Source organism: Acidimicrobiia bacterium (assembly GCA_041676705.1).
Lineage (GTDB): Bacteria > Actinomycetota > Acidimicrobiia > Acidimicrobiales > SKKL01 > Actinomarinicola.
This window is the reverse complement of the sequence record JBAYRL010000001.1, coordinates 527,852-553,700: the sequence shown is the minus strand read 5'-3', so window position 1 is coordinate 553,700 and position 25,849 is coordinate 527,852. Positions and strand designations below refer to the sequence as shown.

The window sequence follows — 25,849 nt, the reverse complement described above, 5'->3', positions numbered from 1 at the left end:
TTTAACCAGCCCAAACTGGAGTTGCTACCTGCGCCAGGACTTCGTCGATAATCTGACTCTCATTTCGGTTCTGTAGTTGTGCTTCTGGGGTGAGGATAATTCGGTGGGTGAGAATCGGGTGGGCCAGCGCTTTTACATCTTCGGGAATAACAAAATTACGTCCCGCCAGAGCAGCTACGGCTTTGGCCCCCCGCTGCCACAACAACAAGGCGCGAGGTGAAACACCAAGGGCGAGATGGGGATGATGGCGAGTGGTGTTAGCCAGGTTCACCAAATAGCTGGCTATTTCCGGTGCCACGTGGATATCGCGGACTTCATTGATCAGCTGAATCATCTCGGCGGGCCCAATCACTGGCGCCAGGTCGTCGAGGGCGCTGTGTTGGCCATGGGTGCGCAACATCATGATCTCGCCGTCAGGGGAAGGATAACCCACCGAAATTCGCATTAAGAAGCGGTCAAGTTGGCTTTCGGGCAGCGGGTAAGTGCCTTCATATTCAATTGGGTTCTGGGTCGCAATCACCATGAACGGATGGTGCAGCGGATAGGTCTTGCCGTCGACGGTGGCTTGTTCCTCAGCCATGGCTTCCAGCAGGGCGGCCTGGGTCTTGGGCGACGCTCGGTTTATTTCGTCACCTAAGACGATGCCGTTGAAGATAGGTCCGGGCCGAAATTCAAACGAGTTGTCGTTGCGGTTCCAAATACTGATTCCGACGACGTCTGAGGGCAGTAAATCGGGGGTGAATTGGATGCGCCCGAAAGGTAAATCGATCGATTTGGCCAGGGCCTTGGCCAAGCTGGTTTTACCGACCCCGGGCACATCTTCCAAGAGCACATGGCCTTGTGCCAAGATAGCGACCATGATCATTTCGATCACGTGACGCTTGTCTTGTATGACTTGTTCAATATTCGAAATTACGGCCTCTGCCATGGCCACGAGGCCTGACAGATCTTCTTTTGGTGAATTGCTCACTATGTTGCACTACCCCTCTGGCGCTCTGGTGCCCACCTCGGCCACCCTCCGTGGCTTTAAGCAATAAACCACAGAATAGAGGGTTTCCTTCCCAAAGACGGGCCGCTTAGTGGCTCGTGTCTACGCTCTCTTGGCTTGTGCGGGCCTAAGATAACTTCGGTGGAACCCCATTCAACAGCACAGAGAGGATCTTGGCTCGCCTCGGTAAAGGCGGTCTTGTCGCGACCGGATTTATGGCTCAGCTCGTTGCGGTTGATGTGGTCACTGGTGCCCAATCGATGGTGGGCGAAAGCTCCGTTCTTGCCACTGCCCGACCGATCTTACTGGCGTTTTAGGGCCGTGACCGCCTACGGCGACTCAGCTCGAGCTCCTTCGGCCAGAGACACGGTTACTTATATAAGCTGGTGCCGCGATTGGTACCGCACCAAGCGGTAATAATGACTAGCTTGACGCCAGAATCAAGGTGTAAAAGGACTCATCCATGCCGTTTCCGCCACGGCTGATTTCCACTATGCCATTGCATTTTAGGTTAATAGCAAGGCTGCTTTGGCCATGGCTGCTATCGGATCGGCTGCCATGAGGAATGACCGTGGCTTCAACAACGGGACGTTCGAGGGTTTCGAAGAATTTCTTAGTGGCAATCACAGCCGGTTTGTCTCGGTTGAGGTTTTGAAACTTGATGTACCAATGGTGCGCCCGCAAGAAGCCGCCCACGGCACGCAGCCGATTCGCCAGTCGATCTTGTTGCGGATTCGTGATGTCGCCGGACGGATTGGGATTGGGGAGTGTATGGCGCTCGCAGCGCCGACCTATACCAGTGAGTGGCGCGATGGTGCTTGGGCGGTTTTGAACCAGTGGCTGGTGCCACAACTCTTGGAGCATCAGGTCCTACCTAATCAGAATGTCACCGGGCACCCAATGGCGTTGGCCGCGATCGAGATGGCCTTGGCCGACCTTTACACCCAGACCCATGCCGTGTCTGTGGCAAAACTGGTGGGGTCAAGCACCAGGTCAATTGTGCCGCGGGCCGTAGTGGGGGTTGGTGTTGGCCAAGCTGACCGGGCTCAAAACGAGCGTATCGATGACCTGGTGGATGAAATCGCGCTCCGAAGGGATCGCGGCTATCGAGCCGTCAAGATCAAAATCTCGCCCCAGTGGAGCACCCGGCCTTTGGCGGCATTGCGTTCGGTATGGCCTTCGCTAGACCTAGCCGTAGATGCCAACGGTAGTTTTTCTAATCACGCTGCCGACTTGTTGGAGCTTGAAGAATATTCGCTTAGCTATATTGAGCAACCGTTTAAGGCGCATCAAATTAAACTTCATGGCTTATGGCAAACTCGACTTGAGACAATGTTGGCTCTTGACGAATCGATTTCAAGCCCCGAGATGCTGCAGCTGGTAATAGAACTTGGCATTGGTGGGCTAATTAACATCAAGCCAGCTCGTTTGGGGGGTTTAGTACCCACCATGGACGCCAACCATTTGTTAGGAGAATTTGGCGTCGACGGGTTTTGCGGAGGGATGTACGAACTGGGTTTGGGTCGCCGGTTGGCCTTAGCAGTGGCTGGCCTTGCGAACCTGGCGGGAAGGCCGAGTGATTTAAGTCCTACCGAGGAATACTTAGAAAACGACATCGCTCCGCAGCTGGTTTTGGGGGCAGATGGCACGGTCGCTATACCCGACAGTATTGGGTTAAGTAGCAACCTACTTGACGATGCGATCATCAATTTCACCATCGAACAAGCCGTTTTTCAGGCCCGTTCTTAAACCATTTTGAAACGGCTATGAACTCCGAACCTTCCACTAACGTCAACCCCGACCTTGCTCGGGAATGGAACTTGGCGGTGATTGTTGGAACGGCTGGCGAGCTGCATGGTCGTGAGTTTCCTACCGACGGGGGTCGTTACGCCTGGTTTATGCGGCCCACCGCCAAAGCGTTGGTATTAGGCAGCACTCAAAATGAGAAGCAGCTGAACATGGACGCCATTGAAGCCGACGGGGTGGAGTTGGTGAAACGCCGAAGCGGCGGTGGTGCCGTTTTGGTGCTTCCCGAAGCGGTAACTTGGCTTGACCTTGTGATCCCAGTCGGTGATCCGTGGTGGGTTGATGACGTTGGTCAGGCCATGTACCCAGTGGGGGAGCTGTGGCGTCAGGCCTTAGAGACTCTGGGTGTTTACACCACGGTGCATCGTGGTGCGTTGATGTCGACTGGTTGGTCACGTGAGGTGTGTTTCGCGGGTATTGGTAGTGGCGAGGTACTCGCTGCTGACGGGCGAAAACTGGTGGGTATCTCGCAACGTCGTACTCGCTATGGTGCTCGTTTTCAAACCATCATGTACCACCACGACACGAGTAATGACCTGCTGCGATACTTCAATGCCTCCGCAGATGAGGCCAACTCGCTGATTCAGGTCCTCACCGGTACCACCAGCTACCGCGCGCTGGATCAGAAGCGGCTCGCGGATGCTCTTAAGCATGTCTTGCGACGCTCAGGCGACGGGAATAGGTAAAACCCGCCACTTCCATCCCCAAAATATTTCCTTAAGCAGCTAAAAGCGCTTCTAGCTGGGGAAACATGCTCGAATCTTCTTAGATAGCTCTCCTCCGGCGAGCCTTAAGTGTCTCAGGCTGTCGTTACTCTGGGGCAAAGTGGTGCAAAGTGGGTTGACGTGGGGGGGAATGGGGCATACTGTGTCACCCAGTGGAACGGCAAGGCTTGTCTATTGCCAATCCACGAAACATCCACAGTCAGGCTTTATTCTCCGAAACCAGGTAGGAGCACCGTGTTCGTTGGGACGTTCGAGCATTCGCTCGACGACAAAGGAAGAGCAGTTCTTCCCTCAGCGTTTCGCGGCTACCTCGTCGAAGGGGGAGTAGCAGCCAACCTTGGCGACTGCATTGGCGTGTGGACACCCGATGAGTTCAAGAACATTGCCAACGAATGGAACTCAAGGGTGAAACAAGGTCAGGCCACCCTCAAGTTTTTCCGGGTGTTTATGGCTTCAGCCGCCGAAGTCCGACCCGATAGCCAAGGTCGAATCTCATTGCCCCAACACCTGCGTGATCAGGCGGGACTTGGGAAAGACCTAGTGATTAACGGCCGCTTCGATCGAATTGAAATCTGGGGTGCCGACAACTGGCAGAACCTCACCGAAGATTCGGAAACAAGCCTGGCAGAAGCGGTTTCAGAATTAGGAATTTAAATCAGCGAGTAACGAAACAGTCAATGTAAAAAGAACCCGAATCTCCGCCCATGTATCCCACCACCACCCACACTCGACCCACAGATAGCTCACGAGCAACCTCCCGACCGTTGGGATGGCTTGCCCCTACTCCACCCGCTTCCCATCTTGTTTATTCGGGGAGAAATCCCGAAGAACGTTCGACGGCCGGGGGGTTGCTGGTAAGCGCATCTGATCGAGGAAACCGTGGTGAAACGAACGGCAACAATCACCAAGATCAACCATTGCCTGATTCGGTACCACCAGCCCTAACCAACTCCGAAGACACTGCTGCGGCCTCGCATGAACGTCGAGCGGCCATGGAAAGCTCAGCTTTCAATCATCAACCGGTCATGTTGGACGAAGTGGTTGAACTATTCGCTTCCGTGCCAAGCGGTGTGGTCATTGATGCCACCTTAGGTGGTGGTGGTCATGCTCAAGCCTTACTTGAAGCTCACCCCAACCTGCGTCTCTTAGGTATTGACCAAGATGAGGTGGCCTTAGCAGCGGCGGGTGAACGTCTCGGCAAATTCGGTGATCGCGTTCAAACGGTACACGGTCGTTTCGATCAGCTTGAAGAACTGTTTCACCGCCTCGAACCCTGGCACAACCAGGTGGATGCCGTTGGTGTCCTTTTCGATCTTGGTGTCAGTTCACCACAGCTGGATGTCGCCGAGCGGGGTTTTAGCTACCGCAGTGAAGGCCCCCTCGATATGAGGATGAACCCTTCTCAAAGTCTGAACGCTGAGGTAGTGGTAAACACTTATTCCTTGGGCGAGCTGACCAGCGTTTTGGCTCGTTTTGGCGAAGATCGCCATGCTCGTCGTGTAGCGCAAGCCATTGTGGCCGCCCGGCCAATTACCAGCACCACCGAGCTAGCTGAAATCATCAAGTACGCTATTCCCGCTCCGGCACGGCGACGTGGTGGTCATCCCGCAACTCGCACCTTCCAAGCTATTCGCATTGAAGTCAACGCTGAATTGGATATTTTGGCCAGCTCGCTTCGACAGGCGATTGAGGTGTTGCGAAGCGGTGGTCGTTGCGCGGTGCTGTCGTATCACTCCGGTGAAGACCGCATCGTCAAACGTGAATTTTTAAATGCTGAGTCGGGTGGGTGCCAATGCCCGCCTGGTTTGCCTTGTGTATGTGGTGCCGAACCGGAAGTCCGTATTTTGCGCCGGGGTGGTTGGACTCCGTCGGCCGTAGAACTTGAACGCAATCATCGTGCAGCTAGTGCGCGTTTGCGTGCAGTAGAAAAACTTGAAAGGGGCCACGCGTGAGCGTCGTCATTGATCCCAGATCAGCCCTAGCGGTTGCGCCGTTAGAAGAATTTAACCCGGGTGTGGTGCCAGAACGGCCCACACTGCGCCTGGTTGAGACCGCCCCCCGCAAACAGATCCGGGTTGGCCTCTGGTCCACTCTTTCCCTAGTAGCCATTTTTGCGGGATTGCTGGCTTTAGCCGCCATGCACTCCTTGGTGGTACAAGCGCAGTTCGAACTGGAACATGTTCAACAACAAGTGTCTGAAACCAAGGGGTTGATTGAGGCCCAGCGCGTAGAACTGGCCCGTTTGGAAGCCCCGGTGGCCGTTACTAGTGCGGCTCGCGACCTGGGCATGATCGAACCTGAAGAGCGGCTGTACCTAGCGACTGGTAAATGAGCTTGCGAGGTTGGGGGGACATCGACACAGCCGATGCCCGAAACGTAAACTCAAACGCTGATCGACTGCTTCGCTCCCGGCCTCCATCGCGCCGCCTCGGCGTGTTGCTGCTGACTTTAGCTTTGTTGTTCGCTGGAATTATGGGTCGACTGATTGACCTTCAAGTGATCGATTCGGCGGGTTTAGTGGCGTATGGAGAATCGCAGCGCATGCGCTCGCAAACCTTGCCAGCCAGCCGCGGTTCCATTCTTGACCGCAGCGGTGCCGAGTTGGCTTTGTCGATCCCGGCCTACAGTGTGATTGCTGATCCGCGAACGGTTGACCCCAGTGTCAATCCGGCTGCCAAGCTGGCCTCGGTTTTAGAGCTTGAAACCGATGTGGTGCAGGCAAAACTCGATCGAGATTCAGCATTTGAATATCTGAGTCGCCAGGTCAACCTAGATATCGCCACCCAGGTTCGTTCGTTGAAGCTTGACGGCATTTACGTACAGCCAGAACCAAAACGTATCTATCCGGCGCAAGCCATGGCTCGTTCTATCGTGGGCCAAGCCGACATTGACGGTCTTGGAATTTCCGGCTTAGAAGCACAATTTGATGATGTATTAACTGGCGATCCTGGCGAGCTGTTTTTCGAGCGGAGCTTGGCTGGCGTCGCTATTCCGGTTGGGGAACATGAAAGTAAACCGGCGCGAGCTGGGGATAGTGTTCGTTTGAGTCTTGACCGAGGCATGCAGTTTATGGCCGAAGAGATTCTGCAGGAACGAATCGAGGAAACCGAGGCCCAGGGCGGGACACTAATTGTTATGGTGCCCGGTACCGGTGAGATTTTGGCCATGGCCAATATGTCGCGCAACAAGGAAACGTCTCTGGTCGAGCCTTCTAGCTACAACCGGGCGTTGATCGATACCTTTGCGCCGGGTTCTGTTATGAAGCTGGTTACCTTGTCGGCTTCATTGGAAGAAGGGCTGAGTACACCTGATCGGCTTATTGAAGTGCCGTACGGAATTGAGGTGGGCGGCCATCTCTATCAAGACAGCACTTTGCATGGAACCGAAACCTGGCCGGTGTCTAAAGTCCTGGTTGAGTCTTCCAACGTGGGTGCCATTCGGTTGGGAATGGAGCTTGGACGTTCTCAAGTGGCGCAATATGTAGACAGGTTTGGCTTTGGCAAGTCCAGCGGTTTGAACTTTCCCGGTGAATCGTCGGGCGTGGTACGCCCGGTCGAATCGTGGCACGGGTCGGATATCGCTGGTGTGATCATAGGTACCGGTGTGGGAACCACGGCGCTACAGGTGCTCTCGGCGTACAACGTTATTGCGAATAAAGGTGTCTATGTGGCACCGCGACTAGTCGACGCTCGTATCGATGCCGATGGTCAAAGTATTCCCTTAACTACACCCGAGCCGTATCGGGTTATCTCGGAAGCAACCAGCAGCCAAATGGCCCAAATGTTAGGCCAGGTCGTGACCGAGGGGACCGGAACCTTGGCGGCCGTTCCTGGCTACAACGTGGCCGGCAAGACTGGCACCGCTTGGAAAATGCAATCCAATGGCACCTTTGAAAAGCCTGGTGGTGGGCGAGACTACATGGCCACCTTTGTGGGTTTTGCCCCGCTGGAAGACCCGAGGGTTTCAGTGATTGTGGTGCTGGATGGGCCACGCAACGTGCATTCCGGTGGTTCAGCCGCGGCGCCAGCATTTTCACGAATCACCGAACATGCTTTAACCCAACTAGACATTGCGCCATCGGAAATTGCAGGTAGTAACGATGCCAACACCGTGACAGTTGGTGCGGCATCGTCATCCAGATTGCGAGCCCGGGCTGCTACTGCCAACGCAACTAACACCTCAAGTGTCTCCAGCGGTGGTGACCGCAATGAAGCTGCGGCAGGTTCTACCCTTGGTCGTGACAATGGTTGAGAGCCAGCCTTATCAGGCGCCCTTAAGTGAGTTGGTCGACGCCGTGGCTGCCTTAGATGGCGGAATTTTAACTACTGGCGTTGACCAAGAGGCAGCTCAGCTGGTCGTTGGTGGGATCAGCTACGACTCGCGGAGTACTGGCCCTGGTGACCTGTTCATCTGTGTGGTGGGCGGCGGCCATGACGGGCACGATTTCGCAGAAGCGGCCATAGCAAATGGTGCCGTGGCGCTCGTAGCTGAGCGCCAATTGCCCCTTCCCATTCCGCAAGTTGTGGTAACCGATGCTCGCCGGGCTATGGCAGCGGTGTCCAATATTTTTTATCGGGTGCCCAGCCGTCGCTTGTCGGTGATTGGAGTTACCGGGACCAATGGTAAGACCACGCTGACTCACATGTTGGCCGCTATTTTTCGGGCCGCGGGGAAAAAGGTTGAGGTTTTAGGAACACTATCTGGTCCCCGCACCACTCCGGAAGCCCCAGAGTTGCAGCAACGTTTGGCTAGTTTTGCCGATGCTGGGGTAGAGGTGGCAGCCATTGAGGTTTCATCACATGCTTTGGCGCAACATCGGGTAGATGGCACGTACTTCGATGTGGCGGTCTTTACCAACCTTGGACGCGATCACCTCGACTATCACGAGAATATGAACGACTACTTCAAGGCCAAAGCGCGTCTCTTTGAGCCCGATATGGCTGCGGCGGCGGTGGTTAATCTTGATGATCCATATGGTCGGTTGTTGCGTGACGCTGCGCTAATCCCGACCCACACCTATTCGATGGCCGATATTGGCGAGGTAGAGCTCGCCCCGTCGTCATCATCGTTCAAGTGGCACGATGAGAAGGTATTGGTGCCATTGGGCGGTCGGTTTAACGTGTCAAACGCCCTGGGCGCGGCCACAGCAGCGAAATTAATGGGAGTTGAGAACGCGGCGGTGGTGGCAGGGTTGGCTAATTTGGCTGCGATTCCAGGCCGTTTCGAAACGGTTCCGTTATCAGCGCCGTTTTCGGTCATAGTAGATTTCGCGCACACTCCCGATAGTCTTGCCGGAGTTTTAGAAGCAACCCGAGAGTTGGCCCTCGGACATCAACTGCACGTGGTGTTTGGCTGTGGTGGCGATCGCGATAAAAGTAAGCGGGCCCCGATGGGTCGCATTGCCAGTGAATTGGCCGACAACGTCATCGTGACTAGTGACAATCCTCGTTCCGAGAATCCAGCTGAGATTATGGCCAGTATTGTGGAAGGCACCGTTAATCAAGATTCAGTTACCGCCGAGGTTGATCGCCGCCGCGCTATTGCGTTGGCCTTGAAACGAGCGGCACCCGGTGATGTTATTTTGATCGCCGGTAAGGGCCACGAATCAACTCAGGAAATCAACGGCGAATTTTTCCCATTTCGGGATAGCGCTGTGGTGGAAGAGGAATATCTTCGGCTCGGGAAGGCTAATTGATGGTTAGGTTGTTGCTAGCGGCCGGAATTGCCATGGCAGTTTCACTAGCGGCCAGCCATTTTTTGGTGCGTTGGTTCAAAGCCAAGCACATTGGTCAACCTATCCACGAAGATGTTCCCGACGGGCACATCATTAAAGCTGGCACCCCGACCATGGGTGGCATTGGCATTGTATTAAGCCTGTTGGTGGCCTATTTCTTCACGAACATGGTTCGTGGAACCTACACGCGCACCGGTTTAATCATTGTTTTCACCATTGCTGGTGCCGGATTTGTAGGCTTTTTAGACGACTGGATCAAAGTTCGCAGCGAACGCAATCTAGGTTTGAGCAAGCGGGCCAAGTCGGTTGGTCTTTTGGTCGTTGCGGTTTCCTTCATCGTCTTGATGCTGGCTTTCACTAACGTATCTACCACTTTGTCATTCACCCGCGCCGGTCAATTCGGAATCGATTTGGGTAGCGCTGGTTGGGCGGTGTGGGCGTTGTTGCTCATTGTGGGTAGCACCAATGCCGTGAATCTTACCGACGGGCTTGACGGGCTGGCCGCTGGTTCCGCCATTTTGGGTTTCTTTACCTTTTTAGTAATTGGTTTTTGGGGCTTCAGAAACACCGACTTTTATGGCTATAGCCATGCCCTTGACTTGGCGGTAATCGCGGCGGCCATGGTGGGCGCCTGTACCGGATTCTTGTGGTGGAATGCTGCTCCAGCTCGAATAATTATGGGTGACACTGGTTCACTGGCCATTGGGGCTGCTTTTGCCACTTTGGCGTTGGCTAACAACACTCAACTACTGCTCCCCATAATCGGTGGCCTCTATGTAATGGAGACCGTGTCGGTCATTTTGCAGGTTGGTTCATTCCGTCTCACTGGCAAACGAATCTTTCGAATGTCGCCGATTCACCATCATTTCGAGCTGCTTGGTTGGCCCGAGAGCACCATTTTTGTGCGGTTCTGGATTCTGGCTGGCTTATCATCGGCGTTAGCGCTTGGGTGTTACTACGCCGATTTTCTATCTAGCACCGGGCTTGGTGAATTGGTGGTTGGTTCCTAATGAACTCCACCGAAATTACGACCACCGAAATTACGACCGCTGAAATGAAGCCCGGCAATGCCACCATCGCGAATCTGATCATCGGGCTTGGGGTGACGGGGCGTGCCGTGGCCCATGCATTGCTAGTGCGTGGGTTTGAAGTGACTGCTATCGATGATTTTCCTACCGACGCGGCCCGCAACTTTGCGATCGCTGGTGGTTTTCAGCTCTTGGAAACGCCAACGCCACAAGAGGTAGCCGATTTGGTGGCCCGGAGTGAGCGAATTTTGCCGAGTCCCGGTATCCCCGATGCTCATCCGGCCATGGTGGCTGCACAGCGTCACGGGATACCGATTCGATCTGAATTCGACTTGGCACAGCAATGGGACACGAGACCGGTGGCCGCTATTACCGGTACCAACGGCAAGACTACCGTCACCACTTTAGTGACCGAGATGCTAAACGCGAGCGGAATCGAAGCCGCTGCGGTGGGCAATACTGATGTGCCTTATATCGCGGCTATTGATGACCCAAACTTGAAGGTCTTTGTGGTTGAGGCGTCGTCATTTCGACTTGGACATAGCGCTCATTTTGTCCCGAAGGTGGCTACTTGGCTGAACTTTGCTCCCGACCATTTAGACGTGCACGACTCGCTGGCGGCTTATGAAGAGTCAAAAGCCCAAATCTTTCGTTGGCAAGCGCCTAGCGACATCGCGATTTACAATGCTGCCGACCCTACGGTAAGAAAGCATTTGGGTGCTGCCCAAGCGGTTTCGTTCGATCTGGAACAGGGTGATTTTCACCAAGAAGGCGACTACTTGGTTGATGCGAGCGGCCATGCAATTGTGGCGATTTCAGAACTGCCCCGGCGTTTACCACATGATCTTGCCAATGCTTTGGCGGCGGCCGCCACGGCCCAGGCCATGGGTGCTTCGGCACCGGCAATTGCAGCCACCCTTCGTAACTTTCATGGTCTAGACCACCGGATGCAATTCGTTGCTGAACTGAATCACATCAGGTTCTACAACGACTCGAAAGCTACGGTGCCAGAAGCTGTGCAAACCGCTACTGATGGGCTGGGTACTATCGTGCTGATCGCCGGTGGCAGGAACAAAGGTCTTAGCTATAAGCCAATTGTTACCCATGCCAACCATCTTCGTGCAGCAGTTGCCATTGGTGATGCCGCAGCCGAAGTAACCGAACTGATGGTCGAGCATCAAATTCCGGTGGTCAACGCCACCACTATGGAAGAGGCGGTTAATAAGGCTTTTGCGGCGGCCGAACCCGGTGACGCTGTTTTATTGTCGCCCGGCGGTACCTCACACGATTGGTATCGCAACTACGAAGAGCGAGGCCATGATTTCATCGCCTGTGTGAATGCTCTCATTCATCGACAAACCACCCGAGTTGGTGGAAAAACCAAGCAAGAACGCCACGTCAACAGCAATGAGGATCGGTCATGACCGCCATAGTTGAGTCATCGCCTAGCGCCAGCGTTTGGGCCAGCCTTGGCCTTAGTCGCCCTACCGGTCGGCGAACCGGTTTATTCCTCGGCCTCTTAAGCGTGGTCACACTGTTGTGTGTGATTGGTTTGGTGATGGTGGTCTCGGCCTCGAGCGTGGTGGGGCTTTATCAGTTCGGTTCTACCTGGTATTTCGCCAAACGACAGCTCATCTGGCTGGCCATAAGTTTCGCCGTGATGTTCATCACGATGCGGATTGACTATAGGTTTTGGCGCAAGTTAGCTACTCCCATATTGCTGGGCTCGATTGGGGCTTTGATATTGGTTCTGGTCCCTGGCATCGGGGTCAATGTGTATGGGTCAACCCGTTGGATCGGCGCAGGTCCCATCCAGATCCAGCCAAGCGAGTTCGCCAAGTTCGGATTAATTCTCTTTTGCGCCGACTTGTTGTCACGTCGGGTGCACAAGCTGGGGAACTGGAGGCTTACCCTTCGACCTGTGCTGCTGATGACTGGCGCCGTGGCGTTCTTGTTGATGCTCCAACCCAACCTGGGCACCACATTAGTAACCGGTGCCATCGTGGCCGCCATCTTGTTTGTGTCGGGCATGCCGCTTTTACCATTAGGGGTTACCGCCATGACTGCTGGCGGTTTGGCCACCGTTTTGGCTTTTGCCGCGCCGTATCGGCGGGCGCGAATTGTGGGTTCGTTACGTCCTTGGGATGACCCGCTGGGTGATGGTTATCAAACTATTCAGTCAATGGTGAGCATTGCCTTGGGCGGCTTAAGTGGGGTAGGTCTAGGGGCCAGCCGTGCCAAATGGGGTTTCTTACCTTTTGCTCATACCGACTTCGTCTTTGCCATTATCGCCGAAGAGACTGGCATATACGGTGCCGCTCTTGTGATCCTTTTGTTTGTTTTGCTCTGCGTGGTTGGCATTTTGATTGCGCTTCGTGCACAGGATCGCTTTGGTACCCTGGTAGCGACCGGAATTACCACCTGGTTGGCCGTCCAAGCATTTGTCAATGTTGGTGCTGCCATCGCAATCTTGCCCGTCACCGGAGTCCCTTTGCCTTTTGTTTCTTTCGGCGGGTCCTCAATGGTCTCAACCATGGCCGCCACTGGAGTTTTGCTAAACATCGCTCGCCAGGCCCGTCCGGTTGGTCGTCAAATGGCGGCTGAAGTACCTACCTCGGCCTAAGCGGGCCGGAATAGAACGATGGTGACTACCTCAGAACTCAGGCCTTCCAAGCCAACGGCCGCAATTTGGTGCTTGGTCGCTGGTGGCGGTACCGCAGGCCACATTATTCCGGGTCTGGCAGTGGCCCAAGCGCTAGTAGAGATGGGGCACACCCCAGAGAGCATTCACTTTCTAGGCGCTAGCCGAGGTGCCGAGGGCGACATGGTTCCCGCCGCGGGTTTCGAGGTCACCTTGTTACCGGGGCGCGGGCTGAACGGCCGTAAATTGAATTTCGCCAACTTAAAAGCCGCCTGGGGCATTGTGCGAGCGGTTATTAGCGGCATTCGTTTCGTCGGCCGGATACGACCCAAAGTGATTTTGGCACTTGGTGGCTTTGCCGCGGTACCTGGTGTGGTAGGCGGAATCGTTTGGCGAGTGCCAATTATCGTCACCGAACAAAATGCGAAAGCTTCGCTGGCCAATCGACTGGCCGGTCGCTTCGCTAAACGCTGTGCACTGCCTTTTGAAGGCACCGATTTACCCAACGGCGTGGTCACAGGTAACCCCATCCGCCACGAGATTGTGAAAGCAGCCGAAGTTGCCGATGATCCAACACAACGCCGCAGCCTGCGTAGCGAATTTGGCGTTGGTGATGATGACATTTTGGTGGCTGTACAAAGTGGCTCTTTAGGAGCACGGTCCGTTAATCGAGCGGTGATCGAACTGGCCGAGCGTTGGAGAAGCCGGAGCGACGTCGTTATCTACCACGTCATTGGCAGGCGGGACTGGCAAAGTGAACACGCCCGTGTTCCTCAATTGGACGACACAGGCTTGCGTTACCGCCAGGTGGAATTCGAAGAACAGACCCCCAAACTAATGGCGGCCGCTGATGTTTTCGTGGGCCGGGCCGGGGCTTCTACCGTGGCCGAGCTGGCGGTGGTGGGTTTGCCTTCGGTGTTGGTTCCGCTTCCTATTGCACCCCGCGATGCTCAACGCGCTAATGCCATGGTTCTAGAAGCTGAAGCGGCAGCGGTAATTTTAGATGACCACAATGTTTCTGGTGAAAGCCTCGAGTCTGCTTTGAACCATTTCCTACTTGATGAGAATCACCAGAAGGCTGCCCGCGTAGGCGCACGACGAGTTGGGCACGGTGATGCCGCAGCGCAGGTGGCACGGTTGGTGGAAGAGTATGCCCGTGACTAGTACCGCTGTAGATCTCGATCGTCCAAGTGTCATTCACATAGTGAATGTGGCGGGCAAAGCCATGAGTGCCATGGCGGAAATTCTCTTGGCTATGGGCCATACCGTCTCTGGTTATGATCCTAAAGAATTGCCGGTACTAAATCGTCTCCGTGCCCTAGGTGTCACCATTACCACCGGCGAAGATTTTGTGCTGCCGCCCCAGGTAGAGCTGGTCGGGTATTCAACCGCTACGCCGTTGAACCATCCAATTCTAGATGAGGCCCGTCGTCGTGGGATTCCAATGATCGCCAGGCCAGCCCTCCAGGGTGCAATAGCTCACACGCGGCGAACCATCGCGGTGTCGGGTACCCATGGAAAAACCACAACCACTGCCATGCTGGTTCATATCCTCTTGGCCACAAATCAGAATCCGTCGTACATCGTGGGCGGCGACTTTGGTCGTGATATTGGTGGGGTTGCCTGGTCAGATGGCGAGTGGCTGATTATTGAGGCCGATGAAAGCGATGGCACTTTCTTGGGTTTAGGTGCCGAGCATGTGGTGGTCACAAATGTCGACGACGATCACTTAGATTTCTACGGCAGTCGGCAAGCCTTGAAAGAGGCGTTTGCCACCTTTATTTCCAATGCCCCTGGTACCAAAATCGTAGGGACTAACAGCGATACGGCACGGGAATTGGTGCAGAACCTGGCAGTGCTGAGCTTTGGTACTCGTAGCGATGCCGAGGCACGCATTGAGAATCTACGTCCGAGTGGTGCCTCAATATCTTTTGAGCTGGCGATGCCGGATCGCCAAGTGGTACCGGTAACGATTCCTGAACCTGGCCTGCATAACGCCCTGAATGCTACGGCCGCCATTCTTGCCGCAGGGGTAGTGGGGGTTGACCCAGCCGATGCTGCTAGAGCGCTTGTCACCTATCCCGGGGTGAGTCGCCGTTTCGAACGCAAAGGTACGGTCGGCGGAATCGAGGTGGTCGATGATTACGCCCATAATCCTGGCAAAGTGCAAGCTGTGGTGGAAGCCGCCGCCCAAGGGGACTGGCGCCGGGTGGTAGTGGTTTTCCAGCCCCACCGCTACAGCCGAACCGCCGACTTGGGGCATGAATTTGGCCCGAGCTTTGCGGCCGCCGATGTGGTGGTTGTGACGGCCATTGACCCCGCAGGTGAACCGGTTCGCGAAGGGATCACCGGGGCTTTAGTTGTAGACGCTATTCAAAACTCCAACCCTCAAGTAGAGGTTTATAGTGTTGAAGAGCCTGGGAATGTATTACCAACAGTTATGGGCATCTTGCGCCCAGGTGACGTCTGTTTAACCTTGGGGGCGGGGTCTATTACCTATTTTGGCGATGAGCTTTTGGCGTCGTTAGAAGCCGAGACTCCAAGGCAGTTGCATCATGGCTAATACCAGTGGCGAGAACGAGTTGCGCGAAGTTGGCCGTGAAGCCGATTTGGTGGCCTTAGCAGACGAACTAGGCGAGTTGGCACAAATAGATGTGCCGCTCAGCCCGCGCTGCACCTATCGAGTTGGTGGTTCGGCCAAGGTTCTGGTTGAGGTAACTTCGTGGGACCATATCGAGCTGCTTTTGTCAGTCACGGCCAAATATCGCCCCAAGGTCTTGGCGGTGGGTAAAGGCTCGAATCTCTTGGTCTCTGATGATGGGTTTTTGGGCTTGGCGGTGGTCCTTGGCCACGGATTCGACCACATTGAAATCGAAGGTGATGTCATCCGAGCTGGAGCAGCGGCCGGTTTGCCGGTAGTTGCACGTCGTAGTGCCGGGGCTGGCCTGACCGGATTTGAGTGGGCGGTGGGTGTACCGGGTTCAGTAGGTGGGGCGCTGCGAATGAATGCTGGCGGCCATGGCTCCATGATCTCGAACGTGTTATTCCGGGCAAAGGTGGCCGATTTGTATTTGGGCACGATCAGCGAGTTCACCGTTGATGAACTTGATTTGTCGTACCGTCATTCCAACCTGGAGGCCCACCAGTTGGTGCTTGAAGCCGAGTTCCAGTTGCGGCCTGGCAGTGCCGAAGCCGCTGAAGCCGAGATCCACCAGATCGTTAAATGGCGGCGAGAAAACCAGCCCGGCGGACGCAACGCTGGATCGGTTTTTACCAACCCACCCGGAGCGTCGGCCGGAGCCTTAATTGACGCGGCTGGTGCCAAAGGGTTGCGAGTTGGCAGTGCCGAAGTTTCCACCAAGCATGCCAACTTTATTCAGGTTGACCCGAACGGCTTAGCCGCTGATGTAGTGGCATTGATGAGGTTGGTACGCCAAAAGGTTTATCAGCATGCCGGGGTGGTATTAGAACCGGAGACCCGTTTAATCGGTCTCGAGTTGGGCGAGCTTGAAATCGACGGCAACGCTGAGGCTGATTAGTGGAACCTACGCCTGTAACAACACCAATGCAGCCGGTAGAAGCACCGAGCATGGATGCGCGATTAAGAGCTCGACGAATAGAGGTTTTACGTTCCCAAGGGCGAAAGCGCCTACGACGCTTGGTGGTTGCCTTGGCGCTAACCGTGCTGTTAGTGGCGGCATGGGGTCTCACTCGCAGTCCGTTGCTTGATGTCGACGAGTTTGTGATAAGCGGAGCTACAAGCACCGCTGAGGCTGACATTATTTCTGCCAGCGGTATTAGCTTGGGCGATGCGTTAACCGACGTGAATTTGGAACAAGCCACCCAGGGGGTAGCTGCTTTACCTTGGGTTCAAAACGCCCAGGTTGAACGCAGCTGGTCGGGCAAGATTTTGGTGAATGTTAATGAACGGGTGCCCGCGGCCATCGTGGAAGATGGACGTTCACAAACATGGTTGATTGATGCTTCGGGCCAAGTGCTCGGGTTGGTAAGCGATTATAAAAGCCCTACCAATGCCACCAATGCGGTTGAGCTAGCGGCGCTAACCACAATTTCGGGTATCGAATCACCAACATTGGGCGAGAAGCTGGAAAGCGTACCGGATCAGTTAATTTCATTGGTTACGGCTGTGCCCGATGATCTAGCTGCCATGGTGCATAGGGTTTACCTCGACGCCGCCGGTGAGATTTGGTTCGAATTGGTGGGCGAGTCGAATGACGCTCCACCCGACAACCCGAGCACCGAAGAGTCCGAGACCGCGGTTGCGGGTCGAATTCGTTTCGGTGATGCTCGTAACCCGCATGAACAGCTGCGTTCAGCATCGCTGGTTGTGGCACAGGTTGACCTGGTCGATCTCGATGTAATTGACGTTCGAGTTCCATCCGATCCGGTGGTTACCAGAATCGATTCCAGCATGGCTGGAAGCAGCGGCGAACAAGATTGAAAGTAGTTAGATAACACTAAATGACCTACGCGCATTCCCAGCCCAGAACCTTGGCTAGACTTCCGTGAAACTAATAGAGTCTGATTCAGTACCTGAGGTTGAGGCCCATAGTGGCCTATATTTAAACCTAAGATTTAACCTTCGTTTGATGCTCGGTTGTCGGCCGGTTCAGGCGAGCCAGCTTCGTCCCTGTCCCCATTCTCCGTGGAGGTAGCCCCCGACCATGGCCGATGTTTCCAGTAATTACCTAGCAGTCATAAAGGTCATAGGTGTCGGTGGCGGTGGTGTTAACGCCGTAAACCGCATGATTGACGCCGGTTTGAAAGGTGTCGAATTCATAGCCATCAACACCGATGCCCAGGCCCTCTTGATGAGCGACGCAGATGTCAAACTTGATATCGGACGCGAGCTCACCCGAGGGTTGGGCGCTGGTAGCGACCCCGAAATTGGTCGCCAAGCAGCTGAAGACCATCGTCAAGAAATTGAAGATGTCCTTCAGGGCGCCGACATGGTGTTCATTACCGCCGGTGAAGGTGGTGGTACCGGAACCGGTGCCGCGCCGGTGGTTGCCGAGATAGCGAAATCGCTCAACGCGCTAACCATTGGTGTGGTGACTCGACCCTTCACCTTTGAAGGTCGTCGCCGTTCGGTGCAGGCCGAGGCGGGTATTCAGCGGCTGCGTGAAAAGGTTGACACCCAGATCGTTATTCCCAACGATCGGCTACTCACCATTGCCGACGATAAAACGTCGATGCTCAACGCTTTCAAGATGGCCGACGAGGTGCTCTTGCAAGGTGTGCAAGGTATTACCGACCTGATTACCACCCCGGGCTTGATCAACACCGACTTTGCCGATGTGAAAATGGTGATGAACGACGCCGGTTCGGCTTTGATGGGTATTGGCTACAGCTCGGGTGAAGGGCGAGCTTTGGCCGCCGCCCGAGCCGCGATTTCCTCGCCATTGCTTGAAGCGTCAATCGAAGGTGCCCGCGGAATTCTGTTAAACATCTCGGGTGGCTCCGATCTTGGCTTGTTGGAAGTTAATGAAGCCGCCGAAGTAATCCACGCCGTGGCACATCCCGATGCCAACATCATTTTCGGTGCGGTCATCGACGATGCAATGGGCGACGAAATTAGGGTGACCGTAATTGCCGCCGGTTTCGATCGTTGGGATGAAAAGAAACCAGCAGTTTCTGAATCTCGAACGCCGTCATTTCTAGAACAAACGTCAAGCTCGCCGAATCAGCCCACTGATATTTTCTCGGACGCCGACGATGATGACGACGACTTTGACAGCGATGACGATTTCGACGTGCCGTCGTTCCTGCGCTGATAAAATATAGCTGACCTTTAGCAACGATCTATGCAGTCTTTTGAACCGCGACCGCTAAGCGATGGCCGGTTTGTGCATTTCGGTTTCACTAGCCGCTCCGATGGCGACTTCGCACCATCAAACGATCCAGCCCGCTTGGCGCAGCTTCGTGACCAGGTGTCAGCTGGAGCATGGACGTCGTTAAACCAAGTTCACGGTGCCAATGTGATATGGGTCGAAACCCCCGGCGCAGGTACCGGTGCCGATGCCGATGTCGCGATCACGGCTACCAGCGATGCCACCCTTAGCATCCACACCGCCGATTGTGCGCCGGTCATTTTTGTGGCGGAGGAAGGGCTAATCGGGCTTGCCCACGCCGGATGGCGTGGTATGGATGCGGGTGTGTTGGAAGCCACGGTGGCCGCTATGCGTCACCGGGGTGCAGCTCAAATCACTGCCTATGTTGGTCCTTGTATTCACCAAGAGTGCTACGAGTTTTCAGTTGACGAACTTGATCGTTTGAGCCAAAAGTTTGGCCGCACGGTGGTCGGTAAGACTGCCTGGGGAACCCCGGCCTTAGATGTGCCCGCGGCGCTGAGCGTGGTGTTAGAGCGCTTAGAGGTGACCAGCGACTTTTCGCAGTGTGTTTGTACGGCTTGTGATGAGGGCTGGTATTCACATCGTGCTCGCCAAGATCAGGGTCGGCAGGTTGCTTATGCACGCATCACAACGCATCCATGAGGTGTGAAAGGCAAAATCCCCAATGGCACCTCATGTTTTGGCTAGCCTTTGACATAACCTGATCTGCTACAGCATTGCTGGGCGGTTAAGCTGGTACGAGAGTTTGAGAGGAGCCGTATGTCGAGCATGTGGCGCAAAGCGATGGTCCATTTGGGCCTCGGTGACGACGACGAATACGACGGCTATGACCCAAAGCCACTTAATTCGGGTCCCGCTGGGCCGAGCGCGCCCCGACCTGAACCTCAGCCGTCAAACATCCATCAGGTGAACGTCACGCCGGTCGCTCCTGTGCCAGAGTCTCGCGCAAGTGGTGTCACTCCACTGGGCTCGGCCCGTACGTCCCACGGTGGTTCCGTGCGTTTTCCACAAGATTCAGGTCCACCTAGCCAGCCCACGGTGCGACCTATCTCCGCTGAAGAAGAAGGGGTCCGCACCATTCCAGCACCAACTTCGACTACTAGTTCAGCTAGCGGGGTTCGAACCATTCCACGCCCTAGCGCCAAACCATTAGTGGTTTCTCCCCGGCATTTCCAAGATGCTCAGCTAGTGGGAGATACCTTTAAGTCGAAGCAACCGGTCATCATAAACCTCCAAGGTGTTGATCGTGATTTGTCCCGGCGTTTCGTCGATTTCACTAGCGGACTTTGCTATGGCTTAAGCGGACAAATGGAAAAAGTTGCCTCCGACGTGTTCTTGTTGACCCCAGCTGACGTTGAAGTGTCGCGTGAAGAACGTCAACGTTTGCAGGAAGACGGCTTATATGAGTCGTAGGTTGGCACTTTGAACGATCTGGTATGCACGCTTCTTGGTTACTATCTCATCATCCTCTTAGCCCGGGTTGTGCTGAGCTGGTTTCCGATTTCGCGGGGGTCTTTTCTAGAAGGGGTAGCGTCACTTCTATACGCACTCACCGAACCACTGTTAGGGCCACTGCGCCGAGTGCTGCCGCCAGTTCGACTTGGTGGAATGGGTCTCGACCTGTCACCGCTGATCGTATTTTTTGGCATCAATATTTTGCGCGAAATTTTGTGTTACTGAGGCCGTAGCCGCCTTTCATCTAGTTTGGAACCTTAATCTTATGGATCTCACGCCAGAGCTTTTACGCAATGTCGAGTTTGCCGACGCCCGCAAGGGCGGATATGTGCATGACGATGTTGATCATTTCCTAGATATGGCCGCCGATGCTCTTGCCGAACAGCAACAGCAACGCCAGGTTCTGGAAGCCCGTTTGCGAGCGGCCGAAACACGTTTAGCCAATACGCCAACCACCGTGGCGGCTGAACCTTCTGACACCGAAGAAACACTGCGACGCACCTTGGTTTTGGCGCAACGTACCGCTGATGCCGCGATCGAGGAGGCGAAAGCTGAGGCTGCCAAGCGCATCGCCAACGCCGAGGCCGACGCCAACAAAATCGTTCGTGACGCTGAAGAGGCCGTGGAACGTGATGTTGGTGCAAAACGTGACCAGCTTCGTAGTGAAATCGCCGCCCTTGAAGTGGAGCGTACCGGACTACACGATCGAATCTCACGCTTGCGCAGTTACGTTGAATCCGAGCGTTCACGTCTAAAGGCCCAGCTAGAGTCAGTCGCTCGGGCCATTGAGCAGGAAGATTTCGAGGTTGAACCGGCCAACACCATTGACGAAGTGCCTCTGGTCGACACACCGTCTTCTGCTGTGGCCACCTCGGTATCTGCTCCAACCGATGAGCCTGCAACAAGGGAAGACACCCAAGCAGTTTCCACTCGAGCGGAAGTGAGGCCAGAATCAACGCCTGAAATAACACCCACCGCTTCTGAAAACGACCTTTCGCAGCTTCCACCACCTCCGGAAGAAGAATCTCTAAGCGAAACTGGTAGCAGCGCCAATAATCGTCACGATCGCAACCTTGATGATGCTGGACCGCCAACCGAAGCAACGCCGGTAATTGTGGCGGGTAGCGGTGCGGGGGCACCTCATCTGGACGAGCTGCGCCGTGCTGTTAGCCAAGGCGAAGATGCCTTCGATCAAGACGACGCCGCCATGGCCGCCTTTTTTGATCAGGACGAAGGTGGCGATGAAGACAAACGCCGCTTTGGGCGTCGCCGTTAAATCATCGTGTGGCTACGTCACGGCGCCATTAAACAATGGCGCCGTGAAACCCAGGCGGCGTTAAACCACTTGGGTGGTCATCGTTGGAGCTCACCCTTGGTTGGAAGCCACCGAGAAGGCAATGCTGACCGCCATGTCATCAATTGATCCTGTAGCGGTGGCCGTGGGAGCTTGAGTTCCAGCCATCGCTTCATCCCCGTAGGTGGTGGCGGTCGCTAAAACTTGAGCTGCAATCCAGGCTTCATGCGCCCTCAAGGCTTCCTCAAGTGAGGTATCAGCCTGAATATTCAGCGCAATCCGGTCGGTCACGTTCAGGTCGGCATCTTTGCGAGCCTGTTGCACCAAACGGACGAGGTCGCGTGCCTGGCCTTCGGCCTTAAGCTCGGCTGTGATATGGGTGTCAAGGATAGCTACGGCGTCATTGCTGCGTAGGGCCTGGCCCACGCTGCCTTCTTTGGGCCGTAACGAAAGGTCGAACTCGGTTGAACTTAAGGTGTGGCCCGCCACTTGAACGTCATCACCGACCTTGGTCCATTCACCGTTTCTGGCTGCCGCCATAACCTTTTGCACATCACCGCCCAGTTTTGGTCCCAAGATGCGCCCAATGGGCTTCAACACAAATTCGGCGTGCTCGGCCAAGTTGTCACTCAGCAGCACTTCTTTCACGTTGACTTCGTCTTTGATGAGATCAACATAGGGCGCCAAACGTTCGGCGTTGCGCCCGGCCACCACTAGTGAAGCCAGGGGCAATCGAGTTCGAAGGCCATTTTCTTCTCGTAGGAACAGGGCTGCGGTGCAAACGTCGCGAACCCGGTCCATGTCTTCCACCAAGGAAGTGTTGGCTGGCAGTGTTTCGGCATCGGGCCAGTCGGTTAAATGCACACTTTCTTCACCGGTGAGACCCTTGTAGATTTCCTCGCTGACCAGTGGCAACAGCGGTGCTACTACCCGCATAAGCACCGTTAACACGGTGTAGAGGGTGTCTTGGGCATCGCCAGAACCGGCACCGTTATCGCTGCCCCAGAAACGTTCTCGCGATCGACGGATGTACCAATTGTTGAGCGCATCAATGAAGCTTGAGACGTCTTGGGTGGCGGTGGCCAAATCGAGGTTGTCAAGATGCTTAGTAACCCCAACCACTAGTTCATGGGTCTTGGCCAGAATGTAGCGGTCAAGCACATGGTTCGAGTCGGTACGAAGGCTTGCTCGACGGCCATCGGCGTTAGCGTACAAAGTGAAGAATAAATAAGCATTCCAGATCGGCATCATCACTTGACGCACCACTTCGGCGACGTCTCTACCGTCTTCGGCAATACGTAGGTCGCCGCCCCGCAAGATTGGTGACGACATTAAAAACCAGCGCAGGGCGTCGGCCCCTAGGTCTTCAAATAGGTCTTCTGGGTCGGGATAGTTGCGCTTAGATTTGGAAAGCTTTTTGCCTTCGTGGTCGAGCACCACGCCGTGACATATCACATTCTTGAAGGCCGGGGTGTCGAACAGTGCTGTGGCGAGCACGTGCAACGTGTAGAACCAACCTCGGGTTTGGGCCACATATTCAACAATGAAATCACCGGGGTGATGATTGTCGAACCATTCTTTGTTTTCGAAGGGGTAGTGGACTTGGGCAAATGGCATTGAGCCCGACTCAAACCAGCAGTCCAAAACCTCCGGCACGCGACGCATCATCGATTGACCGGTTGGGTCATCGGGATTGGGCCGAACCAACTCGTCAATAAAAGGCCGATGTAGGTTATCGGGGCGCACCCCAAAGTCACGCTCTAGTTCGTCGAGCGATCCGTACACGTCGACCCTTGGGTAACGCGGGTCATCGCTGCGCCAAATAGGAATAGGAGAGCCCCAGAAGCGGTTGCGACTGATTGACCAATCACGAGCGTTGGCAATCCACTTGCCAAACTGGCCTTCTTTCACGTGATCTGGAATCCAATTGATCTGCTGGTTTAGTTCAACCATGCGGTCACGAAACTTGGTGACCTCCACATACCACGAACTTATAGCGCGGTAGATGATTGGGGTACCGGTGCGCCAACAGTGGGGATAGTTGTGTTCATAAGTTTCGTGTTTAACTACCCGGCCCTGATCTTTTAGGTAGCGGATAATGTCGGGGTTGGCGTCAAAGACATTTACGCCAGCCCATTCCGGCACTTCAGTGGTGAACTTTCCAGAGTCGTCTACTGGCACCACCAGCGGGATACCAGCTTCTTGCGCGATTCTTTGGTCGTCTTCACCGAATCCGGGCGCAATGTGAACCACACCGGTTCCATCGGTGGTATCGATAAAGTCGCCGGCGATTATCTGAAAGGCGTTTTTAGTATCAGCAAAATAAGGGAACAGAGGTTGGTATTTTCTACCCAGCAGCTCGGCACCCATGACCGTGCCCACAGGCTTCGCGTCTTTAAGTTGAGCTTGATACTTCTCGAGGGTTGCCGCCCCTAATATGTAATATTCGCCTGCTTCTTCTAAGATAGTGTATTCAATATCGGGGCCAACGGCCAGAGCCAGGTTTGAAGGTAATGTCCACGGCGTGGTGGTCCAGGCCAGCACTTTGGTGGGGCCAAGGTCACCGGTGTCGGGCACCAATGAGAAAGCCACCGTTAAGGCGGGGTCCTGCCGAGGCCTAGTGGCATCATCCAAACGGATCTCAAAGTTCGAAAGTGGAGTTTCGGCACCCCACGAATACGGCATAACCCGCAGGGCCTCATAGATGAGACCTTTATCCCATAGCTGCTTAAATGCCCACATCACCGATTCCATAAAGGTGATGTCCATCGTTTTGTAATCGTTAGTGAAATCTACCCAGCGTGCCTGACGGGTAACGTAACGCTGCCATTCGTTGGTGTAGCGCATAACCGACGTCTTACAGGCGCTATTAAAGTTCTCGATTCCAAAATTGGTAATCGCATTTCGACCGGAAACATCAAGTTCTTTTTCAACTTCTATTTCTACGGGCAACCCGTGAGTATCCCACCCAAAGCGGCGTTCTACCCGAAGGCCTCGCATGGTCATATAGCGGGGCACCACGTCTTTTACATAACCCGTTAAAAGGTGCCCATAGTGGGGCAGGCCATTAGCAAAGGGTGGACCATCGTAAAACACGTATTCGTTGGATCCGTCGGGGCCAGCGTCTCTACTTTCAACCGAACGTTCAAAGGTTTTGTTCTGCGCCCAGAAATCCAAAATTCGTCGCTCGATAGCAGGAAATGAAGGGCGAGGATCGACGTTTGGATAAGGCTGATTGCTCATGAAAGGGCCTCAGAAAGTAGGAATGAACGACTAGCCAGCATAACGGCTCTGAACTATATAACCCTCATGAGTGCCGCAACTCTGGTTTCGGGGGCTAGTATCCCACAACCATCGCTTTTCGCTTAAAGGCCTTTCTCCAACCTGATCAATATGAACAAAGAAGCTACAGAGTCTCCATTTAGCGCTGAATTCTTGGAACGGCAGCACGAAGTACTGCTTGAAGAACGCGCTCGTTACCTACGTCAATCCACCATGTTGCGTGAAGAAGCAAACGCCATGATGGAAGACGCTGATCCCGGTGATGTTCAATTCGACGAAGAGTCGGGTGAAGGCACCAACTTGGCTGTTGAACGTGACCGCGACCTGGCCCTTAGTGCTCAGGCGATGGACATTGTAGATGCCATTGATGCCGCTCTTGAACGCTGGGAATCGGGCACCTACGGTATTTGTGTGGTCTCGGGGAAACCCATTCCCGAAGAGCGTTTAGAGGCAATACCCTGGGCCGCTGAACGTGTGGAGTACAAAGTTGGGGGTTTTGGACCGCGGTGAGCAGTGCTCCATCAGCCACCCGGCGATGGGTATACATCACATCGGTAGTACTGATCTGGGTGGTTTTCGATCAAACCACTAAGGCATGGGCCTATCATCATTTAGCCGACGGCCACCCGATTGATATTTTTTGGACCTTACGCTTACGCCTAACCTTTAACACTGGCAGTGCCTTTAGCGTGGGCGCTGGTGCTGGTCCATTCATGGGTCTGGGGTCGCTGTTTGTAAGCGGGGTGCTGGTTTATTTCGCTCGTCGCTTGGACGGCTGGTTGAATCTGACTGCGGTGGCCCTGGTGCTTGGGGGTGCTATTGGCAACTTGCTCGACCGAATTTGGCGGGAGTCTGATGGTTTTCTCCAGGGTGCCGTCGTCGATTTCATTGATCTGCAATGGTGGCCGGTTTTCAACGTAGCCGATATTGGCATCGTGGTTGGAGCGGTTTTCTTAGCTCTTTCAATGTGGCAACGCCAGAGCGGTCCCGTCGACGTTTCGACCTCTGCTTAAGGGGCTGTAT

23 protein-coding genes are annotated in these 25,849 nt (G+C 54.7%); 21 read left to right on the top strand and 2 right to left on the bottom strand.

What is annotated here, in order from left to right:
• Position 1: 1 nt before the first annotated feature.
• The gene (locus WC184_02740; protein MFA7476798.1) at positions 2–970 is read right to left on the bottom strand and encodes a MoxR family ATPase; all 969 of its coding nucleotides are present in this window, start codon (positions 968–970) and stop codon (positions 2–4) included.
• Between the two features lie 552 nt (positions 971–1,522).
• Between WC184_02740 and menC the strand changes: the two genes are divergently transcribed.
• From menC to WC184_02645, 19 genes are all read left to right on the top strand, one after another.
• Positions 1,523–2,737: an o-succinylbenzoate synthase gene (gene menC / locus WC184_02735; GenBank protein MFA7476797.1), complete on the top strand. Its 1,215-nt coding sequence runs from the start codon at positions 1,523–1,525 to the stop codon at positions 2,735–2,737.
• Between the two features lie 17 nt (positions 2,738–2,754).
• Positions 2,755–3,480 carry a hypothetical protein gene (locus tag WC184_02730; GenBank protein ID MFA7476796.1) on the top strand — a complete coding sequence of 242 codons (726 nt, stop codon included), beginning with the start codon at positions 2,755–2,757 and terminating at the stop codon, positions 3,478–3,480.
• Positions 3,481–3,753: 273 nt separating this feature from the next.
• On the top strand, positions 3,754–4,173 hold the full coding sequence (locus WC184_02725) for a cell division/cell wall cluster transcriptional repressor MraZ (protein MFA7476795.1): 420 nt from the start codon (positions 3,754–3,756) through the stop codon (positions 4,171–4,173).
• Positions 4,174–4,436: 263 nt separating this feature from the next.
• A complete protein-coding gene (rsmH, locus tag WC184_02720; GenBank protein ID MFA7476794.1) occupies positions 4,437–5,471 on the top strand; it encodes a 16S rRNA (cytosine(1402)-N(4))-methyltransferase RsmH in 1,035 nt (344 codons plus the stop codon).
• Positions 5,468–5,851 carry a hypothetical protein gene (locus WC184_02715; protein MFA7476793.1) on the top strand — a complete coding sequence of 128 codons (384 nt, stop codon included), beginning with the start codon at positions 5,468–5,470 and terminating at the stop codon, positions 5,849–5,851. Before rsmH ends, WC184_02715 begins: the two co-directional genes overlap by 4 nt.
• Positions 5,848–7,770 carry a penicillin-binding protein 2 gene (locus WC184_02710; protein ID MFA7476792.1) on the top strand — a complete coding sequence of 641 codons (1,923 nt, stop codon included), beginning with the start codon at positions 5,848–5,850 and terminating at the stop codon, positions 7,768–7,770. Before WC184_02715 ends, WC184_02710 begins: the two co-directional genes overlap by 4 nt.
• The gene (locus tag WC184_02705) at positions 7,727–9,214 is read left to right on the top strand and encodes a UDP-N-acetylmuramoyl-L-alanyl-D-glutamate--2,6-diaminopimelate ligase (protein MFA7476791.1); all 1,488 of its coding nucleotides are present in this window, start codon (positions 7,727–7,729) and stop codon (positions 9,212–9,214) included. The genes WC184_02710 and WC184_02705 overlap by 44 nt, the downstream gene beginning before the upstream one ends.
• Complete coding sequence (mraY, locus tag WC184_02700; protein ID MFA7476790.1) at positions 9,214–10,263, top strand: phospho-N-acetylmuramoyl-pentapeptide-transferase; 1,050 nt, start codon at positions 9,214–9,216, stop codon at positions 10,261–10,263. Before WC184_02705 ends, mraY begins: the two co-directional genes overlap by 1 nt.
• Positions 10,263–11,705 (top strand): UDP-N-acetylmuramoyl-L-alanine--D-glutamate ligase, encoded by a 1,443-nt coding sequence (murD, locus tag WC184_02695; GenBank protein MFA7476789.1) that lies wholly within the window; start codon positions 10,263–10,265, stop codon positions 11,703–11,705. The genes mraY and murD overlap by 1 nt, the downstream gene beginning before the upstream one ends.
• Positions 11,702–12,904, top strand: a complete 1,203-nt coding sequence (gene ftsW / locus WC184_02690; GenBank protein ID MFA7476788.1) for a putative lipid II flippase FtsW — start codon at positions 11,702–11,704, stop codon at positions 12,902–12,904. The genes murD and ftsW overlap by 4 nt, the downstream gene beginning before the upstream one ends.
• Before the next feature lie 18 nt (positions 12,905–12,922).
• On the top strand, positions 12,923–14,086 hold the full coding sequence (locus tag WC184_02685; protein ID MFA7476787.1) for a UDP-N-acetylglucosamine--N-acetylmuramyl-(pentapeptide) pyrophosphoryl-undecaprenol N-acetylglucosamine transferase: 1,164 nt from the start codon (positions 12,923–12,925) through the stop codon (positions 14,084–14,086).
• Positions 14,079–15,485: a UDP-N-acetylmuramate--L-alanine ligase gene (gene murC, locus WC184_02680; GenBank protein MFA7476786.1), complete on the top strand. Its 1,407-nt coding sequence runs from the start codon at positions 14,079–14,081 to the stop codon at positions 15,483–15,485. The genes WC184_02685 and murC overlap by 8 nt, the downstream gene beginning before the upstream one ends.
• Positions 15,478–16,461, top strand: coding sequence for a UDP-N-acetylmuramate dehydrogenase (gene murB, locus WC184_02675; protein MFA7476785.1), 984 nt, complete (start codon positions 15,478–15,480; stop codon positions 16,459–16,461). Before murC ends, murB begins: the two co-directional genes overlap by 8 nt.
• On the top strand, positions 16,461–17,384 hold the full coding sequence (locus WC184_02670) for an FtsQ-type POTRA domain-containing protein (protein ID MFA7476784.1): 924 nt from the start codon (positions 16,461–16,463) through the stop codon (positions 17,382–17,384). The genes murB and WC184_02670 overlap by 1 nt, the downstream gene beginning before the upstream one ends.
• Before the next feature lie 223 nt (positions 17,385–17,607).
• Positions 17,608–18,717: a cell division protein FtsZ gene (gene ftsZ, locus WC184_02665; protein MFA7476783.1), complete on the top strand. Its 1,110-nt coding sequence runs from the start codon at positions 17,608–17,610 to the stop codon at positions 18,715–18,717.
• Positions 18,718–18,747: 30 nt separating this feature from the next.
• Positions 18,748–19,437, top strand: a complete 690-nt coding sequence (locus WC184_02660; GenBank protein MFA7476782.1) for a polyphenol oxidase family protein — start codon at positions 18,748–18,750, stop codon at positions 19,435–19,437.
• A gap of 117 nt (positions 19,438–19,554) precedes the next feature.
• On the top strand, positions 19,555–20,208 hold the full coding sequence (sepF, locus tag WC184_02655) for a cell division protein SepF (protein MFA7476781.1): 654 nt from the start codon (positions 19,555–19,557) through the stop codon (positions 20,206–20,208).
• Positions 20,209–20,217: 9 nt separating this feature from the next.
• Positions 20,218–20,475, top strand: a complete 258-nt coding sequence (locus WC184_02650) for a YggT family protein (protein ID MFA7476780.1) — start codon at positions 20,218–20,220, stop codon at positions 20,473–20,475.
• Positions 20,476–20,515: 40 nt separating this feature from the next.
• The gene (locus WC184_02645; GenBank protein ID MFA7476779.1) at positions 20,516–21,526 is read left to right on the top strand and encodes a DivIVA domain-containing protein; all 1,011 of its coding nucleotides are present in this window, start codon (positions 20,516–20,518) and stop codon (positions 21,524–21,526) included.
• 90 nt (positions 21,527–21,616) lie between these two features.
• Here the strand turns inward: WC184_02645 and ileS are convergent, their stop codons facing one another.
• The gene (ileS, locus tag WC184_02640) at positions 21,617–24,787 is read right to left on the bottom strand and encodes an isoleucine--tRNA ligase (protein ID MFA7476778.1); all 3,171 of its coding nucleotides are present in this window, start codon (positions 24,785–24,787) and stop codon (positions 21,617–21,619) included.
• A 150-nt stretch (positions 24,788–24,937) separates the two neighbouring features.
• On the opposite strand from ileS, the gene WC184_02635 reads away from it, so the two are divergent.
• Entirely contained in the window at positions 24,938–25,336 is a 399-nt protein-coding gene (locus tag WC184_02635) for a TraR/DksA C4-type zinc finger protein (protein ID MFA7476777.1), read from the top strand.
• Positions 25,333–25,839: a signal peptidase II gene (gene lspA / locus WC184_02630; GenBank protein MFA7476776.1), complete on the top strand. Its 507-nt coding sequence runs from the start codon at positions 25,333–25,335 to the stop codon at positions 25,837–25,839. The genes WC184_02635 and lspA overlap by 4 nt, the downstream gene beginning before the upstream one ends.
• Positions 25,840–25,849: the final 10 nt, after the last annotated feature.

Coding starts and splice junctions, on each gene's coding strand:
- ileS (MFA7476778.1), bottom strand. CDS start 24,787: ATGAGCAATCAGCCTTATCCAAACGTCGATCCTCGCCCTTCATTTCCT.
- WC184_02730 (MFA7476796.1), top strand. CDS start 2,755: ATGAACTCCGAACCTTCCACTAACGTCAACCCCGACCTTGCTCGGGAA.
- WC184_02645 (MFA7476779.1), top strand. CDS start 20,516: ATGGATCTCACGCCAGAGCTTTTACGCAATGTCGAGTTTGCCGACGCC.
- WC184_02710 (MFA7476792.1), top strand. CDS start 5,848: ATGAGCTTGCGAGGTTGGGGGGACATCGACACAGCCGATGCCCGAAAC.
- ftsZ (MFA7476783.1), top strand. CDS start 17,608: ATGGCCGATGTTTCCAGTAATTACCTAGCAGTCATAAAGGTCATAGGT.
- ftsW (MFA7476788.1), top strand. CDS start 11,702: ATGACCGCCATAGTTGAGTCATCGCCTAGCGCCAGCGTTTGGGCCAGC.
- murD (MFA7476789.1), top strand. CDS start 10,263: ATGAACTCCACCGAAATTACGACCACCGAAATTACGACCGCTGAAATG.
- WC184_02705 (MFA7476791.1), top strand. CDS start 7,727: ATGAAGCTGCGGCAGGTTCTACCCTTGGTCGTGACAATGGTTGAGAGC.
- menC (MFA7476797.1), top strand. CDS start 1,523: ATGGCTGCTATCGGATCGGCTGCCATGAGGAATGACCGTGGCTTCAAC.
- sepF (MFA7476781.1), top strand. CDS start 19,555: ATGTCGAGCATGTGGCGCAAAGCGATGGTCCATTTGGGCCTCGGTGAC.
- mraY (MFA7476790.1), top strand. CDS start 9,214: ATGGTTAGGTTGTTGCTAGCGGCCGGAATTGCCATGGCAGTTTCACTA.
- WC184_02660 (MFA7476782.1), top strand. CDS start 18,748: ATGCAGTCTTTTGAACCGCGACCGCTAAGCGATGGCCGGTTTGTGCAT.
- WC184_02685 (MFA7476787.1), top strand. CDS start 12,923: ATGGTGACTACCTCAGAACTCAGGCCTTCCAAGCCAACGGCCGCAATT.
- WC184_02635 (MFA7476777.1), top strand. CDS start 24,938: ATGAACAAAGAAGCTACAGAGTCTCCATTTAGCGCTGAATTCTTGGAA.
- murB (MFA7476785.1), top strand. CDS start 15,478: ATGGCTAATACCAGTGGCGAGAACGAGTTGCGCGAAGTTGGCCGTGAA.